Source organism: Cryobacterium sp. RTC2.1, from assembly GCF_035018685.1.
GTDB lineage: Bacteria > Actinomycetota > Actinomycetes > Actinomycetales > Microbacteriaceae > Cryobacterium > Cryobacterium glucosi.
Window position 1 is genome coordinate 1 of sequence record NZ_JASJXJ010000015.1, and the last position, 16,741, is coordinate 16,741.

General features: G+C 67.9%; 14 protein-coding genes. 12 read left to right on the forward strand and 2 right to left on the reverse strand.

The features are described from left to right. Window positions 1-142: 142 nt before the first annotated feature. Complete coding sequence (locus QN357_RS03580) at window positions 143-877, reverse strand: glucose 1-dehydrogenase (RefSeq protein ID WP_134445832.1); 735 nt, start codon at window positions 875-877, stop codon at window positions 143-145. A gap of 151 nt (window positions 878-1,028) precedes the next feature. Between QN357_RS03580 and QN357_RS03585 the strand changes: the two genes are divergently transcribed. Next, entirely contained in the window at window positions 1,029-1,766 is a 738-nt protein-coding gene (locus QN357_RS03585) for a helix-turn-helix domain-containing protein (RefSeq protein ID WP_322140905.1), read from the forward strand. Window positions 1,767-1,882: 116 nt separating this feature from the next. After that, window positions 1,883-2,269 carry an ATP-dependent DNA ligase gene (locus QN357_RS03590; protein ID WP_241975386.1) on the forward strand — a complete coding sequence of 129 codons (387 nt, stop codon included), beginning with the start codon at window positions 1,883-1,885 and terminating at the stop codon, window positions 2,267-2,269. Between the two features lie 13 nt (window positions 2,270-2,282). Here the strand turns inward: QN357_RS03590 and QN357_RS03595 are convergent, their stop codons facing one another. Further along, on the reverse strand, window positions 2,283-3,140 hold the full coding sequence (locus QN357_RS03595; RefSeq protein ID WP_134559469.1) for a carbon-nitrogen hydrolase family protein: 858 nt from the start codon (window positions 3,138-3,140) through the stop codon (window positions 2,283-2,285). Window positions 3,141-3,258: 118 nt separating this feature from the next. Between QN357_RS03595 and QN357_RS03600 the strand changes: the two genes are divergently transcribed. From QN357_RS03600 to adhE, 10 genes are all read left to right on the forward strand, one after another. Next, on the forward strand, window positions 3,259-3,936 hold the full coding sequence (locus tag QN357_RS03600) for a response regulator transcription factor (protein WP_134445835.1): 678 nt from the start codon (window positions 3,259-3,261) through the stop codon (window positions 3,934-3,936). 13 nt (window positions 3,937-3,949) lie between these two features. Further along, complete coding sequence (locus tag QN357_RS03605) at window positions 3,950-5,332, forward strand: sensor histidine kinase (RefSeq protein WP_166791067.1); 1,383 nt, start codon at window positions 3,950-3,952, stop codon at window positions 5,330-5,332. 84 nt (window positions 5,333-5,416) lie between these two features. Beyond that, on the forward strand, window positions 5,417-6,955 hold the full coding sequence (locus QN357_RS03610) for a glycosyltransferase family 39 protein (RefSeq protein ID WP_322135438.1): 1,539 nt from the start codon (window positions 5,417-5,419) through the stop codon (window positions 6,953-6,955). Between the two features lie 5 nt (window positions 6,956-6,960). After that, window positions 6,961-7,701, forward strand: a complete 741-nt coding sequence (locus tag QN357_RS03615) for a polyprenol monophosphomannose synthase (protein ID WP_134559474.1) — start codon at window positions 6,961-6,963, stop codon at window positions 7,699-7,701. A gap of 187 nt (window positions 7,702-7,888) precedes the next feature. Beyond that, a complete protein-coding gene (locus QN357_RS03620; RefSeq protein ID WP_134445839.1) occupies window positions 7,889-8,605 on the forward strand; it encodes an NUDIX hydrolase in 717 nt (238 codons plus the stop codon). Between the two features lie 44 nt (window positions 8,606-8,649). After that, window positions 8,650-9,975, forward strand: coding sequence for a quinolinate synthase NadA (gene nadA / locus QN357_RS03625; RefSeq protein ID WP_322135437.1), 1,326 nt, complete (start codon window positions 8,650-8,652; stop codon window positions 9,973-9,975). Next, on the forward strand, window positions 9,972-11,681 hold the full coding sequence (gene nadB, locus QN357_RS03630; protein WP_323504568.1) for an L-aspartate oxidase: 1,710 nt from the start codon (window positions 9,972-9,974) through the stop codon (window positions 11,679-11,681). The genes nadA and nadB overlap by 4 nt, the downstream gene beginning before the upstream one ends. Next, window positions 11,675-12,559, forward strand: coding sequence for a carboxylating nicotinate-nucleotide diphosphorylase (nadC, locus tag QN357_RS03635; RefSeq protein WP_134445841.1), 885 nt, complete (start codon window positions 11,675-11,677; stop codon window positions 12,557-12,559). Before nadB ends, nadC begins: the two co-directional genes overlap by 7 nt. 35 nt (window positions 12,560-12,594) lie before the next feature. After that, complete coding sequence (locus tag QN357_RS03640) at window positions 12,595-13,740, forward strand: cysteine desulfurase family protein (RefSeq protein WP_322135435.1); 1,146 nt, start codon at window positions 12,595-12,597, stop codon at window positions 13,738-13,740. 216 nt (window positions 13,741-13,956) lie between these two features. Then, on the forward strand, window positions 13,957-16,686 hold the full coding sequence (adhE, locus tag QN357_RS03645) for a bifunctional acetaldehyde-CoA/alcohol dehydrogenase (protein ID WP_134445843.1): 2,730 nt from the start codon (window positions 13,957-13,959) through the stop codon (window positions 16,684-16,686). Window positions 16,687-16,741: the final 55 nt, after the last annotated feature.

Sequence of the window (16,741 nt, forward strand, 5' to 3'; positions counted from 1 at the left end):
CGAGCCCGCAACATCCCGACCCGAGTGTCAGGGACGTCCCGAGACATGAAGTGTCAGGGACGTCCCGAGACAGCACACCGATGGTTTAAGGGCCGAAAGTGTACTCTCGCGGGCACGCCGGGCGGAGCGGGGACGTGAACGATCAGTTGTGCGGGATGCCGATCGTGAGGCCGCCGTCAATGACGAACTCTGCGCCGGTCGAGTAGCTCGACTCGTCGCTCGCGAGGTACAGCACCAGGCTCGATACTTCCTCGGGCTTGGCGCCACGGCGCAACGGGATCTCAACCATGTCGACGTCGAGGGACTTCGTCATGGCCGTCTCGATGAAGCCGGGGTGGATCGAGTTCACGCGGATGCCGAGGGGCGCCACGTCGAGCGCGACCGACTTCGTGATGCCGCGCACGCCGAACTTCGACGCGACGTAGGCGTGCAGGCCCGCGCTGCCGAGGAGGCCCTCGACCGATGAGACGTTGACGATCGAGCCGCCGCCGCGGCGTGAGAGCGCAGGGATGGCGGCCCGCATGCCGAGGAACGTACCGGTGAGGTTGATCTCGATGGTGCGGGTCCAGACGTCGATCGGGAAGCTCTCGATCGGCGCGGCGCTCGCGATTCCGGCGTTGTTGACGAGGATGTCCAGCCCGCCGAAGGTTTCCACAGCAAACAGGACAGCTGCAGACCAGTCGTCTGCGTCGGTGACGTTGAGGTGCACGTAGCGTGCGGACGGGCCGAGCTCGGTCGCCATGGCCTCGCCCTCGGTGTCGAGGAGGTCTCCGATGACCACCTGCGCTCCCTCCGCGATCAGCCGCCGCGCGTGTGATGCTCCCATTCCGCGGGCACCGCCACTGATCAGTGCCACTTTGCCTTGAACGCGACCCATGATGGCCACCTTTCTCTTCGGGTTCAATGAATCTGTACTCTACTCAAAAATGAGCGTACTCCGTTATATTGGAATCAGCTGATTGAATCTACGATTGAGAAAACCCCGTGGCACCGTCCCGGGAAGCAGCCGACCCAGAGTGAGGATCCCCGTGCGCCGACCAGACGAAGGCACGACACCGGCCGCCGGTGCCGCCGCCGTTGCCGACGCCGACGCCGACGCCGCCAGTGCCACTCCTGGCCGCCGCGAACGCAACAAGCGTGACAAGCAGGGCCGCATCCTCGCGGCCGCCGAGGATCTCTTCGCCGAGCGCGGCTACGCGCTCGTCACGACCCAGGACATCGCCGATCGCGCGGATGTCGCGGCGGGGACGCTCTTCCGGTACGCGAGCTCGAAGCCCGAGCTCCTCCTGATGGTCTTCAACAACGAGTGGCGCAGGGCCCTGACCGGAACCCGGCACGATCCAACGAAGGCGGACGCATCCCTCGCCCCGACGGACGCGATCATGGCCCTCCTCCTCCCCCTGCTGACCTCCGCCGCGCGCCACCCGGAGAACACCGCCTATTACCAGCGCGAGATCCTGTGCGGCGAGCCCACCGGGACCTACCGCGCCGAGGCCCTCGAGCTCGTCGACGGGCTCGAGGCCACCATCGCGACCGTGCTCAGCGGCTACGGGACGGAGACCCCCGGAGAATCGGAGCGGCTCCGGCGGGGGGTGGACCCGGCGCTTGCGGCACGCAGTATCTTCTCGCTGCTCCACCTCGCCCTGATCCGATGCGGGCTGGGACGGGAGCCGATGGAGAGCCTGCCGGACTCGCTCCGCACCGAGATCGACCTCGTGCTGCACGGCATCGTCGAGCAGGTGCCGGCCGCGACCGCCGAGGCCTGACGATTCCCTTGTATTGACCGGGAATTACGACCACACTTAAAGTGCGAACCCAGCGGATGCCCCACAAGGGCGGTCTGCTGTTCGCGCGAGAGTTCACCGACTGAAAGCGGCGCCCCATGGGTTCGTTGACGTATGACCGGGTCACCGTCGAATTCGACGACCGGATCCTCGCGCACCTGCAAATCGTGATCGTGCAGAAGTTACGCCGCGGCGAGAGTTTCCTGTTGTCCTGGCGGAACGCCGCAGAGGCAGGAGACGGTCGCAGTTCCGCCTGGCTGCACCCGGCCATCCCGCTGTACTTCAAGTTCTCCGGCGGCCAGCCGCCGACCATCAATCCGCTGTGGCTCGCCCAGCTCACCCGCTCGGCGAACAGCTCCCAGGGACTCGTCGCCACGGGAGAGGAGCGGGCGATGTCCGAGCAGGACCACGTGATGCGCAAGGAACCCGGTTTCCGTTCCCGGGCGGCAGCGGCCTCCCAGGACACGATCGCGACCGAGGGCTGAGGCTCCCCGGCGGCTAGACCTCGACGATCCCGAAGCGCCGGAGCCGGAGTGCGGGGTTGACCGCACGCACCTGCCCGAGGCGAGCCGAGGTGAGCCAGGCGAGGCCGACATCCGTCGTCTCGCCGATCGTGACCAGTTCGACCCCCATCGGGTCGACGATCATGCTCGTGCCGACGCCGATCGGCGGGGCGTGGTCGGCGGCGGCGACATAAACAGTGTTCTCGATCGCGCGCGCGGTCAGGAGGGTGCGCCACTGCTGCTCCTTGAGCGGGCCCCGCACCCATTCGGCGGGCACGAGCACGAGCTCGGCACCCGCGTCGACGAGTCGCCGGGTGACCTCGGGAAAGCGGATGTCGTAACAGGTCTGCAACCCCACCCGCAGCCCTCCGACCGAGAAGGTCTGCGGCGGCTCGATCGCGCCGGGCAGCACCCAGTCGGATTCGCGCTCGCCGAATGCGTCGTAGAGGTGCAGCTTGCGGTAGCGGGCGAGGAGCTCGCCCGTCGGCCCGACGCTCACGATGGTGTTGAAGAATCGTCCGGCACCGACGGCCTCCTCGAGCATGCCCGCGACGATGACGAGGCCGAGGCCTTCGGCGAGCGCCGCGAGCGCCGTCACGAACGGCCCGTCGATCGGCTCGGCGGCCGCGACGAACGCGGGCCCGAGGGTCGGCTCGAAGAACGCGGAATACTCGGGGAACACGACGAGCTGCGCGCCGCGGTCGACCGCGATGCCGGCCAGGCGGGCGACCTCGGCGAGGTTCGCCTCCCGGTCGGCCCCTGGGACGAACTGGGCGACGGCGACACCGACGGCCGTCGGGTCGACAGGCACCGTCCGGGCGGGCGCTGGCGTGGCAGGCGGGGTTTCGACCATGGCGTCAGCCTAGCCACGAGGGCGGCGCGATTGGAGCGGAACCCTCAGACTGGTCACGCTCCGCACCGGGAACGTGCCAGCATGAAGAGGTAGCGGCGTACGAGCAAAAGGGGCGGGCATGACGAAGATCCTGGTCGTGGAAGACGACGAACAAATGGGCGCGCTGATCGAACGCGGACTCGAGGCAGAGGGCTACGAGATCGTCAGGGTCGGGAACGGGATGGATGCCCTGATCGCGATCAACAACAACGAATTCGACCTTGCGGCCATCGACGTGATGTTGCCGCAGATGACCGGGTTCGAGATCTGTCGGCGCATCCGCGACTCCGGCAACACCATGCCGGTCCTGCTCCTGACCGCCAGGGACACCGTCGACGACCGGGTCTTCGGGCTCGACAGCGGCGCGGACGACTACCTCACCAAGCCCTTCGCCTTCCTCGAGCTCACCGCCCGGGTGCGCGCCCTGCTCAGACGCCAGTCGATGGCAACACCGCTGAGCCTCGAACTCGGCAACCTCGCCATCGATTCCCGGGACCTCAAGGTGACCGTGGCCGGCCGGTCCGTCTCGATGAGCCCCAAGGAAGTCGCGCTGCTCCGCCTGCTGTGCAGCCGGGCGGGGACGACCGTCGACCGCACGACGATCCTCGAAGAGATCTGGAACGGCACCGAACACATCGACCCGAACATCGTCGACCAGTACATCAGCTACCTGCGGCGCAAGATCGACTCTGCGGCGGCCGGGATGCGGATCGTGACCGTACGCGGCTCCGGGTATGCCGTGGAACTCGTCGAGTGAGCGGAGCACGTCCATGAGGTTGCCAGGGCTGTCGATCCGGGCCCGCATCACCGTCGGCAGTCTCGTGATCGCCGCTGTCCTGTTCAGCGGTGCAGCGGTGTTCTTCCGCGGCGAGGTCCAGGCGATCCTGATCGAGACGACGACGACACTGCTGCACAGCGACGCTGCCCCGATCGTGACGGACCTGATCCGCAACCCGACAGAACCCATCGACGGCCCGAGCGAGGGCCAGCTCATCGCGATCGTCGGTCCGGACGGCCAGATCTCCAAGTCCTCGCTGCCGATGGCGCTGCGGAAACGCGTGAGTGAGCTCGCGACGATCGGCGAGACGCCGCAGACGATCGACGCGGGCAACGCCAGGTACCTTGTCGCCGCGACGACGGCCGTGACCAACCAGGGCAACTGGGTCGTCATCACGGCGCGGAACGAGGAGGCACTCGGCTTGCTGCTCGACGAACTGGGCCGGGTGCTCATCATGGGCACCGTGCTGCTGACCGTGGGATTCGGCCTCGCCTCGTGGCTGCTCACCGGCGCGGCCCTCCGCCCGGTGAACCGGCTGCGCAAGGAGGCGGAGAGCCTGAGCACGACCGGGTCGTCCGCGCAACTGCTCGTCCCGGCGGGCAGGGACGAGGTCAGCCGCCTCGCGGTCACGCTCAATGACTTCATCTCCCGGCTGCGCCGCAGTCTCGACAGGGAGAAGCAGGTGGTGTCGGATGCGAGCCACGAGTTGCGCACTCCCCTCGCCGTGCTCAAGGCGCAGCTCGAGCTCGCGCATCTCAATTCCGGCGACGCTCCGGCCCTCGAGGCGGACATCGACGACGCCTCCCGCACCGTGGACCGCCTCTCCCGGCTCGCGACGAACCTGCTGGAACTGTCCAAGCTCGAGAGCCAGCAGGCCCCGCCGGAGTGCGGCTGGGAGAACCTGATCGCCGAGATCTCGGCCTCGGTCGACCGCGCAAGGGTGGTTCGCAACGGGGAGGATCTCGACGTCGACTACGAGATCGAGGGCGAGGATCCGACCGGCCGCTATGCGATCTCGGTGACCAACGTCGGGCAGCTCATCGACAATCTCATCTCGAACGCCATCAACGCCATGGGCGGCCGCGGCGCCGTGACCGTCACGCTCCGCAGCCTCGCAGAGGGTGCCATGCTGAGCGTCGTGGACACGGGGCCCGGCATGCCGGAATCGTTCATCCCGGTGGCCTTCGACCGGTTCTCCCGGCCGGAACAGTCCCGCGCGAGCGGCTCGATCGGGTCGGGGCTCGGCCTCGCGATCGTGCACGCCATCGTGACGCGGGCGAAGGGAACCATCAGCCTGCGCAACACGGGGACGGGCCTGGCCATCGACATCCGTCTGCCGCGCAGCACCCGCACCGGACAGGGCCCGCGGGCCTGACGACAGCGCCAAACTGAGAGCCTTCGCAGGCGCCCGACACCGGGTCGTCGGGAAACCCCCGACCGGGTGGCATAACGTAATGGGGTGACTTATCTGCCCGTGACCCATGATCCAGAGCTGCGCCCGCAGCGGCGATCCTGGCCCACCCACCGGCAGCTGGCCCCGCTGTACGTCGGTGTTCTCGGCCTGTTGATCTCCGCCGCGGCGGCCTGGAACCCGTCCTATTGGGGCGATGAAGCCGCGAGCGTGATGTCCGCGGAGCGTTCGTTGCCCTCCCTGTTCCGGATGCTCGGCACGATCGATGCCGTTCATGGCACCTATTACCTGATGCTGCACTTCTGGATCGACCTCTTCGGTGCGTCCGAGTTCTCCACCAGGCTCCCGAGCGCGATTGCGATCGGTGTCGCAACGGCGGGAACGTTCGTCCTCGCCCGAATGCTGACCGAGGCCAGGGTCGCCTGGATCGCAGCCCTCGTCTTCGCGGTACTTCCCCGGGTGACGTACATGGGCGCAGAGGCGCGATCGACGGCGCTCGCGACGGCTATCGCCGTGTGGCTCGTCGTGCTGCTCGTGCATCTGGTCCGCGCAGGGACGGCGAGCCGGTCGACCCAGAGCTGGCTCTGGATCGGCTTCACCGCGCTCTTCGCCCTCGGAATCTATGTCTTCCTCTACGTCGCGCTTCTCGTCCCCGTACTCGGGATCGCGGTGTTCCTGCTCGCGCCCGATCGGGCCCGGCGACGCGGACAGCTGATGGCCTGGTCGGGCGCGACCGTCGTCGGTCTCATCATCGCTTCCCCGGTCCTGTTCGCGGGCGTCAGCCAGAAGGACCAGCTCTCGTTCATCGGGCGGCGAGCCCAGACGGGCGTGCTCGACGCGGCCGTCAACCAGTGGTTCGGCAACGTGCCCGCGGCGGTCATCGCCTGGGCTCTGATCCTGCTCGCGGTCGTTCTCGCCTGGTTCAGTCGCGGAAGGGTGCGCGCCCTCGAGCGGAACAGGGCAGCGTTGGGCGTGATGCTCGCCTGGATGCTCGTGCCGAGTGCGGCTCTGCTGATCGGCACGCATGTCGTCACGCCGATGTACTCGCTACGGTACCTCTCCATCTGCACGCCGGCCGCAGCAATCGCGCTCGGGATCGCCGTGGCCTGGATCAGGCCCCGCTGGGCCGGGATCGCGGCACTCGTACTGCTCGTCGTCGCCGTGGTGCCGAGTTACGTCGACCAGCGCGGCCCGTACGCCAAGAACGCCGGGAGCGACTGGCGCCAGGCCGCATCCATCGTCCAGGCCGGTGCGCACCCCGGAGACGCGATCGTGTTCGACGAGAGCGTGCGGCCCTCACGGAAGCCGCGGCTCGCGCTGCACCTGTACCCCGCATCCTTCACCGGGCTGCGCGACGTGACCCTCGACACGGCCTATGGGGACACCGGATCGCTCTGGGACACCACCCGGCCGCTCACGAGCGTCCTGGATTCACTCGCGGGCACCGATACGGTATGGCTGGTGCAGTATTCGGGCAGCAGTGAGGAAAAAGCGGGCACCGACCTGCACACGCTGCAAGACCTGGGATTTTCCGTCGCCTCAACGGCCACGGTCGTACACACAACAATCACCGAACTGACAAGGTAGTTTTCATGGCACAGACACTGGTCATCATCCCGACCTACAACGAACGCGAGAACATCAATCCGATCGTGGCCAGGGTGCGCGCGAGCGTCCCGGCCGCGGACATCCTCGTCGTCGACGACGCCTCCCCCGATGGCACCGGCCAGCTCGCCGATGCCATCGCCGCAGCGGACTCCCAGGTGCACGTCCTGCACCGCACGAAGAAGAACGGCCTCGGAGCGGCCTACCTCGAGGCTTTCGGCTGGGGCCTGTCCCGCGGCTACGACGAGCTCGTGCAGCTCGATTCGGACGGTTCGCACCAGCCTGAGCAGCTCCCCGACCTGCTGGCGGCGGCGAAGACCGCCGACGTCGTGATGGGATCGCGCTGGGTTCCTGGCGGAGCCGTGCAGAACTGGCCGTGGCACCGCCGCGCGCTGTCCCGCGGTGGATCGACATACTCACGCCTCGTGCTCCGGCTCCGCCAGCACGACGTCACAGGCGGCTACCGCGTCTACACGGCGCATGCCCTCGAACGCATGGACCTCGCGAGCGTCGAGAGCCTGGGCTATTGCTTCCAGATCGACATGCTGCTCACGAGCGTGCGGGCCGGCCTGACCGTCGTCGAAGTGCCGATCACCTTCGTCGAGCGTGTGCTCGGCTCATCCAAGATGAGCGGAAGCATCGTCGTCGAAGCGATGGCCCGCGTCACCCTGTGGGGCCTCACGGGCAAGGGCGCCCGTCGGTCCGTCGTTGCCGCCGCCAAGAACTGAGCCGCGCGTTCCGAATTCAGGAGTCGAGCCATCTTGACGCCGGAAACCGGCCGATCAACCGGTTCAGACCAGTCCTACTCCTGAATTCGGAACAGGAACGAAGTCGGGGGCGACTTCGGGTCAGAATGACTATATGATGGGTTCACCCAGTTAGAGTCATACTGACCTTTACCTAGTGGATGCCCCCATGAGCGCTCAAGCCGCTGTCGCACTCGCCGTGTCGACCGTGATCTTCGCCCTGCGCTCCGACGCGGAATCCGACTTCAAGACGCTGTGGCTCCCCCTGGTCCGCCGCACCAGGGACCCATACCTCGACCAGTGGGCGTTGCCGGGCGGCGGGCTGCCCGGCGACGAGGAACTCGCCGCGGCCGCCGCCCGTACCCTGCACGAGACAACCGGCCTCGCGCCCAGGTACCTCGAGCAGCTCTATACCTTCGGCGATCCGGGCCGCTCTGCCGGCGGCCGCGTGGTGTCCGTCGTCTACTGGGCCCTCGTCGAGTCCGGTGAGGCCGACCTCGCCGTCGTCGGCGACAACGTGCGCTGGTTCGCCGCAGACCGCCTGCCGCGGCTCGCCTTCGACCACAACCGGATCGTCGAGTACGCCCTCTGGCGGCTGCGGACCAAGGTCGAGTATTCCCGGATCGCCCACGCCTTCCTCGGCGAGACCTTCACGCTCTCCCAGTTGCGCGACGTGCATGAGGCCGTGCTGCAGAAGTCCCTCGACCCGGCCAATTTCCGTCGCACGATCGAGGCATCCGGTTCCATCGTCGACACCGGCGAACGCGTCGCGGGCACCCGGCACCGTCCGCCCCGTCTCTACCGGTACAACGACTCCGGACGACAGGGCGAACCGGATCCTTTCGGGCCGGAACCCGCGACCGCCGCCATCCCCACCACGAACTGAATCACCGTGTACAACGCTTTTTGTGAAAATCGAGGAGTTACAGCATGACCATCGCATCGGTCGACCGCACCATTCGTCTGATCAGCACGGGCACCGCGCCCGGAAGCACCTGCAGCCCGCAGCTGGCCGCAGGCCCCTGGGAATTCGACTCCGGCACCCCCGGCTACGGCCCAGGGTCCTCGATGGGCGATGTGCTCCCGACCGGGTCCCCGCGCCAGGGTGCCCTGCCCGAGCGCTACCGGACCGCCTCCGCAGAGGAACTCGACGCGCGCATCCGCTCGGCCAAGGCCACCCTCGGCGACCGGGTCGTGATTCTCGGGCACTTCTACCAGCGCTCGGAGGTCCTCGAGCACGCCGACTTCGTCGGTGACTCCTTCCAGCTCGCGCAGGCGACGAAGAGCCGCCCCGATGCCGAGGCGATCGTCTTCTGCGGCGTGCACTTCATGGCCGAGACCGCAGACCTCCTCTCCGGGCCCGACCAGGCGGTCATCCTGCCCAACCTCGCCGCCGGGTGTTCGATGGCGGACATGGCCGACATCGACTCGGTCACCGACTGCTGGGAACAGCTCGAAGAACTCTATGGAACCGAGGCGGATGCCTCCGGCCGGGTCCCGGTGATCCCGGTCACGTATATGAATTCCTCGGCGGCCCTCAAAGCGTTCTGCGGCGCCAACGGCGGCATCGTCTGCACCTCCTCGAACGCCGAGACCGTGCTGAAGTGGGCCTTCGAACGCGGCCAGCGGGTGCTCTTCTTCCCCGACCAGCACCTCGGCCGCAACACCGCGAAGGCGATGGGCGTCCCGCTCGAGCGGATGCCGATGTGGAACCCGCGCAAGCCACTCGGCGGCAGCACCGGGACCGAACTCGACGCCGCCCAGGTCATCCTGTGGCACGGATTCTGCAGTGTGCACAAGCGCTTCACCGTCGACCAGATCACCACCGCCCGTGCAGAGCACCCCGGGGTGCGTGTCATCGTGCACCCGGAGTGCCCGATGGCGGTCGTCGACGCCGCCGACGAATACGGCTCCACCGACTACATCAAGAAGGCCATCGAGGCCGCCCCTGCCGGGTCGACCTTCGCGATCGGCACCGAGATCAACCTCGTGCAGCGCCTCGCGGCTGAGCACCCCGAGCACACCATCTTCTGCCTCGACCCCGTCGTCTGCCCGTGCTCGACGATGTACCGCATCCACTCCGGCTATCTCGCCTGGGTGCTCGAAGCCCTCGTCGGCGATGCCGGGCAGCCGCCCGCCGTGCTCAACCGCATCGAGGTCCCCGCTACCGACGCGACGAACGCCAGGGTCGCCCTCGAGCGGATGCTTGCCGCGCGTCCTCCCGTCGGCGCACCGGTGAGCGGAGCACGCGCGTGACGCCCGCAGCACCGATCGCACCCGTCGCACCATCGCTCCGGATCCTCGTGATCGGGAGCGGCCTCGCCGGACTCATCGCCGCGGTGCGCGCGACCGACGCGGGTCATTCCGTCACCCTGGTCACCAAGCAGGGACTCCCGGACAGCAACACCCGCTATGCCCAGGGCGGCATCGCCGCGGCCATGTTCCCCGACGACTCGGTGGACCTGCACATCCTCGATACCCTCCGCGCCGGGGCAGGCCTCTGCGACCCGGCGGCCGTCGAGGTGCTCTGCGGCGAAGGGCCTGCCAGGGTCCGCGACCTGATCCGCTTCGGCGTCGACTTCGACAAGGACGACTCCGGCGTGACGCGCGGGCTCGAGGCCGCCCACTCCCGCTCTCGGGTGCTGCACGCCGGCGGGGACGCGACCGGCGCCGCGATCGAAGCCGCACTCGTTTCGACCGTCCGCGAACGGGCCGCCCGCTCGGCCCAGACCCCGGGTATCCCGCGCGTCCAGCTCCGTGAGCACACCATGCTCGTCGACCTCCTCGTCGCGGGCGACCGGGTGACCGGCGCCTCCCTGCTCGGACCGGACGGGCTCGTGCACCGGGCCGACGCCGACGCGGTGATCCTCGCCACCGGCGGGGCGGGCTCGCTCTTCCCGCACACCACCAATCCCGCGCTCGCGACCGGCGACGGCGTCGCAGCGGCCTGGCGCGCCGGCGCGGCGATCGCCGACCTCGAGTTCTACCAGTTCCACCCGACCGCCCTCGCGGTGCCGGGAACCCCGCTCGTCTCCGAGGCGGTCCGCGGCGAGGGCGCCGTGCTCCTGAACGCTCGCGGCGAGCGCTTCATGCTCGCCATCCACCCCGGCGCCGAACTCGCCCCCCGCGACATCGTCGCCCGCAGCATCGCCCGCGAAATGTCCGCCCAGGGCGGCACACCCGTGCTCCTCGACGCGACCGGCCTCGGCAGGGAACTCCTCGAAACCCGCTTCCCCACGATCACGGCCGCGTGCCTCGCCGCCGGGATCGACTGGGCCGTCGAGCCCATCCCCGTCGCACCCGCCGCCCACTACTGGATGGGTGGCGTCAGCACCGACCTGTGGGGCCGCACCTCACTGCCCGGCCTCTACGCCGTCGGCGAGACCGCACGAACCGGGACCCACGGCGCCAACCGCCTCGCCTCGAACTCCCTGTTGGAGGCCGCGGTCTTCGCCGACCGAGCCGTGCGCGCCCTCGGCACTGGCCAGGTCGACGCCGACGGCAGGCGCCTGCCGCCCGTGCCGGCCTCCAGCGGCCCGGCCGCCGCGCCCGTTCCCGCCAGGGCCGTCGACGGCCCCCGCGCGCATGTCGCCCGCGCCGAACTCCAGCGCCTGATGTGGGACGCGGCCGGTGTGCTGCGCGACGGTGACGGGCTCGCCGCGGCATCCGCTGCCCTCGCCGGCTGGAAGCACCCGGCACCCGCCGGTCAGGACGCGACCCCGGCCGACCGGGTGCGCGCCGTCGAAGACGCCAACCTGCTCGACCTGGCGAGGGTCACCGTGGCCTCCGCGTTCGCCCGCGAGGAATCCCGGGGCGCGCACTACCGCGCCGATTTCCCCGAGAGCCGGCCGGAGCTGGCCCACAGCCAGGCGTGGGTGCGACCCGCCGATTCCGACGATCCGTTCCTCGTGCTCGAATCCCCTGAACGCGCCAGAGAGGCCGAGGAGGCCATCGCATGCTGAGCACCACCGCCATCGACACCGTGGTGCGCGCCGCACTCGACGAGGACGCCCCCTGGGGCGACCTGACCTCCGAGGTGCTCATCCCCGCAGACGCCACGGCGACCGCGAGGCTCGTCGCCCGCGAACCCGGCGTTTTCAGCGGCAGCGCCGTCTTCGAATCCGCCTTCCGGCTCACCGACCCCGCCATCGCGGTCACGCTGCTCACAACCGACGGCACTCCCTTCGCGACCGGCGACGTGCTCGCAGAGGTCGCCGGCCCCGCCAGGGGCATCCTCCAGGCCGAACGCATCGGCCTGAACTTCGTGCAGCGGATGAGCGGCATCGCGACGCTCACCGCCCGGTACGTCGCCGAGACCGCCGGCACCCGCGCCCGCATCGTCGACACCCGCAAGACCACGCCGGGGCTGCGGGCCTTCGAACGCACCGCCGTCCGCGACGGCGGCGGCCACAACCACCGCTTCAGCCTCTCCGACGCGGTCATGGCCAAGGACAACCATCTCGCCGTCCTGCAGTCCGGCGGGCTTGGCCTCACCGAGGCGCTCCTGCTCGTGCGCGACCGGATCTCGCACACCACCCACCTCGAGGTCGAAGTGGACCGCATCGACCAGATCGAAGCCGTGCTCGCGGCCCGCGTCGACACGATCATGCTTGACAACTTCGACCCCGATCGGCTCGCGGAAGGCGTGCGCCTGGTCGCAGGCCGCGCCATCGTCGAAGCGAGCGGCGGCGTGAACCTCGACACGGTCCGGGCCATCGCGTTATCCGGCGTCGACGTCATCTCCGTCGGCGCGCTCACCCACAGCGTGCGCTCCCTCGACCTCGGCCTCGACGTCGTCGTGGTCGCCGGCACCGAACTCGACGGCGCCGTCCGGAACTGACCGCCGACCGCCAGCAGACACCCAAGGAGCCCGGAGTGATCTACCTCGACAACGCAGCGACGACGCCCGTGCGCCGCGAAGTCCTCGAGGCCATCTGGCCGTTGCTCACCACCGGCTTCGGCAATCCCTCGAGCCACCACCGGGTCGGCGAGGCCGCGGCGGCCGCCCTCGCCGACGCGCGCGCAACGGTCGCCGCCGTTCTCGGCTGCCGACCCGCCGAGGTGCTGTTCACGAGCGGCGGGACCGAGTCCGACAACCTCGCGATCAAGGGCATCGCCCTCGCCGCGCCGCGGGGCCGGCACCTGATCATTTCGGCGGTCGAGCACGAAGCGGTCCTCGAATCCTGCGACTACCTGCACCGGTTGCACGGCTTCGACGTGACCCTGCTGCCGGTGGATGCCCAGGGTCTCGTCGATCCGGCAGACCTCGCCCGTGCGCTCACCCCCGCCACGACCCTCGTCTCGGTGCAGTACGCCAACAACGAGGTCGGCACCGTGCAGCCGATCAGAGATCTGTCCACGCTCGCCCGCGTCCAGGGCGTCCCGTTCCACACCGACGCCGTCCAGGCCGCCGGCTGGCTGCCACTGTCCGTCGCCGACCTCGGAGTCGATGCGCTCAGTATCTCCGGCCACAAGCTCGGGGCGCCCCAGGGAACGGGGGCGCTCTTCCTGCGTCGCCGGGTGCCGCTCGAACCCGTCCAGCATGGCGGCGGCCAGGAGCGCGGCAACCGGAGCGGCACCGAGAACGTCGCCGGAGCCGTAGCCCTCGCGACAGCGTTGCGGCTCGCCGAGACCGAACGCGCAGCGAATGCTCCCAGGGTCGCGGCCCTCCGCGACACCTTCATCGCAGAAGTGCTCGGCGCGGCGCCGGGCGCACGCCTCACCGGGCATCCGCTGCAGCGCCTGCCCGGAACGGCGTCGTTCGTGTTCCCCGGCACGAGCGGGGAGGCCGTGTTGCTCGAGCTGGAAGGACACGGGATCGTCTGCTCGAGCGGCTCGGCGTGCGCGGCGGGCAGCGACGAACCCTCCCCCACCCTCACGGCCATGGGGCTTCCCGCGGAGGTCGCCCAGACCGCAGTCCGGTTCGCCCTTGCCTCGTCGACGACCGGAGCAGAGCTCTCCGAAACGGCCCGGGCCGCCGGTCTCGCTGTCGCGACAATCCGAGGTCTCGGCCGACGCTGAATCGGGCCGTGGAATCTGCGGAATTTCTACGAATCGTAGAAATCGACCAGCCGATCACGTCGAATGAGAAACAGACGGCTAATCAGCCAAAATGCTCAATTGAAACGTCGCAATCCCGGCACCCTGCCCATCGTTAAAGATGCGTCCCTCGGCGCGGGGTCGTAAGCTTGCCTAAAGAGGCGAAAAGCCCAAGTTGGGCCGCCGAAGAGGGGCACCATGACCATTACGGACAAACCAGTCACTGAGTCACTTGCTAGCCAAATCGACTCACTCGTTCAGGGAGCACAGCAGGCGCTCACCGAATACGCTGACTTCACCCAAGAGCAGATCGACCACATCGTAAAAAAGGCCTCCGTCGCGGCCCTCAGCAAACATGCTGAGCTCGCCGTCCACGCAGTAGCCGAAACCGGTCGTGGCGTATTCGAGGACAAGGCCGTGAAGAACCTGTTCGCGTGCGAGCACGTCACGAACTCGATGCAGAATCTTAAGACCGTCGGCATTATCAGCCGCGACGCTATTACCGGAATTACAGAAATCGCCGAGCCGGTCGGTGTTATCGCAGGTATCACCCCGGTGACCAACCCCACCTCGACTGCAATCTTCAAATCCCTTATCGCCATTAAGACCCGCAACCCGATCATCTTCGGCTTCCACCCGGGAGCCCAGCAGTCTTCTGTCGCAGCTGCCCGCATTGTGCGCGACGCGGCAATCGCCGCCGGCGCCCCCAAGAACTGCGTGCAGTGGATCGAAGTTCCCTCCCTCGAGGCGAGCACGCTCCTGATGAACCACCCCGGTGTTGCGACCATCCTCGCGACCGGTGGCAACGCAATGGTCCGCGCCGCGTATTCCTGCGGCAAGCCGGCCCTCGGCGTCGGTGCGGGAAACGTTCCGGCATTCATCGAGAAGAGCGCCAAGCTCAAGCGTGCCGTCAACGACGTCGTGCTCTCGAAGTCCTTCGACTACGGCATGATCTGCGCTTCCGAGCAGGCCGTCATCATTGAAGAGCCGCTCTATGCAGAGGCACTCGTCGAATTCAAGAAGCTGCACGCGTACCTCGTGACCCCGGCGGAGAAGACCCTCCTCGAAGAGTTCATCTTCGGTGTCCAGGCACACTCGGAAAACTGTGGCGGCGCCAAGCTCAACGCTTCCGTCGTCGGCAAGTCGCCGGTGTGGATCGCGCAGCAGGCCGGATTCACCGTTCCCGAAGACACCTCGATCATCATGGTCGAGGTCGGCAGCGTCGGACCGCAGGAACCGATGACGCGCGAAAAGCTCGCCCCGGTGCTCGCCGTCCTGCACGCCAAGGATGCAGAAGAGGGCATCACGCTCTCCGAGCAGATGGTGGAATTCGACGGACTCGGCCACTCCGGCTCGATCCACAGCGAGAACCCCGCGATCATCGAGGAATTCGGTATCCGCGTCAAGGCCGTCCGGATCATCACCAACGCCCCGAGCTCGCTCGGTGGCATCGGTGACATCTACAACGCCTTCATCCCCTCGTTGACGCTCGGCTGTGGCTCGTACGGACACAACTCCGTTTCGAACAACGTGTCGGCCATCAACCTCATCAACATCAAGCGGATCGGTCGAAGGAACAACAACTTGCAGTGGTTCAAGGTCCCCGCCAAGACGTACTTCGAGCCGAACGCCATCCGCTACCTGGCGGACATGCGCCACGTCGAACGCGTCACCATCGTCACCGACGCGACCATGACGAAGCTCGGCTTCGTTGACAAGATCCTCGACGTGCTCAACCGTCGCGAGAACCGCGTGTCCCTCCAGATCATCGACAACGTGCTCCCCGAGCCGACCGTCGCCGCGGTCAAGAAGGGTGCAGAGGAAATGCGCGCCTTCAAGCCCGACACGATCATCGCCCTCGGTGGCGGTTCGCCCATGGACGCCGCGAAGGTCATGTGGCTCCTGTACGAACACCCCGAAATCGAATTCGCCGACATGAAGGAAAAGTTCTTCGACGTGCGCAAGCGCGCGTTCAAGTTCCCCGACCTCGGCGAACTGGCCCAGCTCGTCTGCATCCCGACCACCTCGGGTACCGGTTCGGAAATGACGCCGTTCGCGGTCATCACCGATGAGGTCTCCGGAGTCAAGTACCCGCTCGCGGACTACGCACTCCTGCCGAACGTCGCGATCATCGACCCCGCGCTCACCGCCGCAATGCCGTCCTTCCTCGTCGCCGACTCCGGCTTCGACGCTCTGACGCACGCGACAGAGGCTTACGTGTCGGTCTACGCGAACGACTTCACCGACGGCATGTGCCTGCACGCGATCAAGCTGATCTTCGAGAACATCGAGACCTCGGTCAACGGCACGCAGAACAGCACCGACGACAAGGTCATCAAGGCGCGCGAGAAGATGCACAACGCATCCTCGATCGCCGGCATGGCGTTCGGTAACGCGTTCCTCGGAATTTGTCACGCGATGGCTCACGTCACCGGCGCCCAGATGCACCTCATCCACGGACGAGTGAACGCGACCTACCTGCCGCACGTGATCCGCTACAACGGCAAGATCCCGACCAAGCTGACCAGCTGGCCCAAGTACGAGACCTACATCGCTCCCGAGCGCTTCCAGCAGATCGCGAAGCACCTGGGGCTGCCGGCCTCGACTCCTGAAGAGGGCATCGAGTCGTACGCGACCGCCGTTGAGAAGCTGCGCGACGCCGTGCACATCAAGCCGTCGTTCCAGGCCCAGGGTGTTGTGGAGGAAGACTTCATCGGTCGCCTCGACTCGCTCGCCATGGGTGCATACGGCGACCAGTGCGCACCGGCCAACCCGCGGATGCCGATGCTCGCCGACATGAAGACCATCATGGAGGCCGCGTACTACGGCACCTCGTTCGAAGAGGTTCGTGCCGGTCGTTCGGCCGCAGCGGCCGCCGCCGAGTCCAACACGGACGCCAAGAAGCCGGCCCGCAAGGCAGGCAAGTAGGTCTTCACCCGCTGAATCAGTACTGAAACAGGTTGGGGCCCCCCCCGGGGGGGGG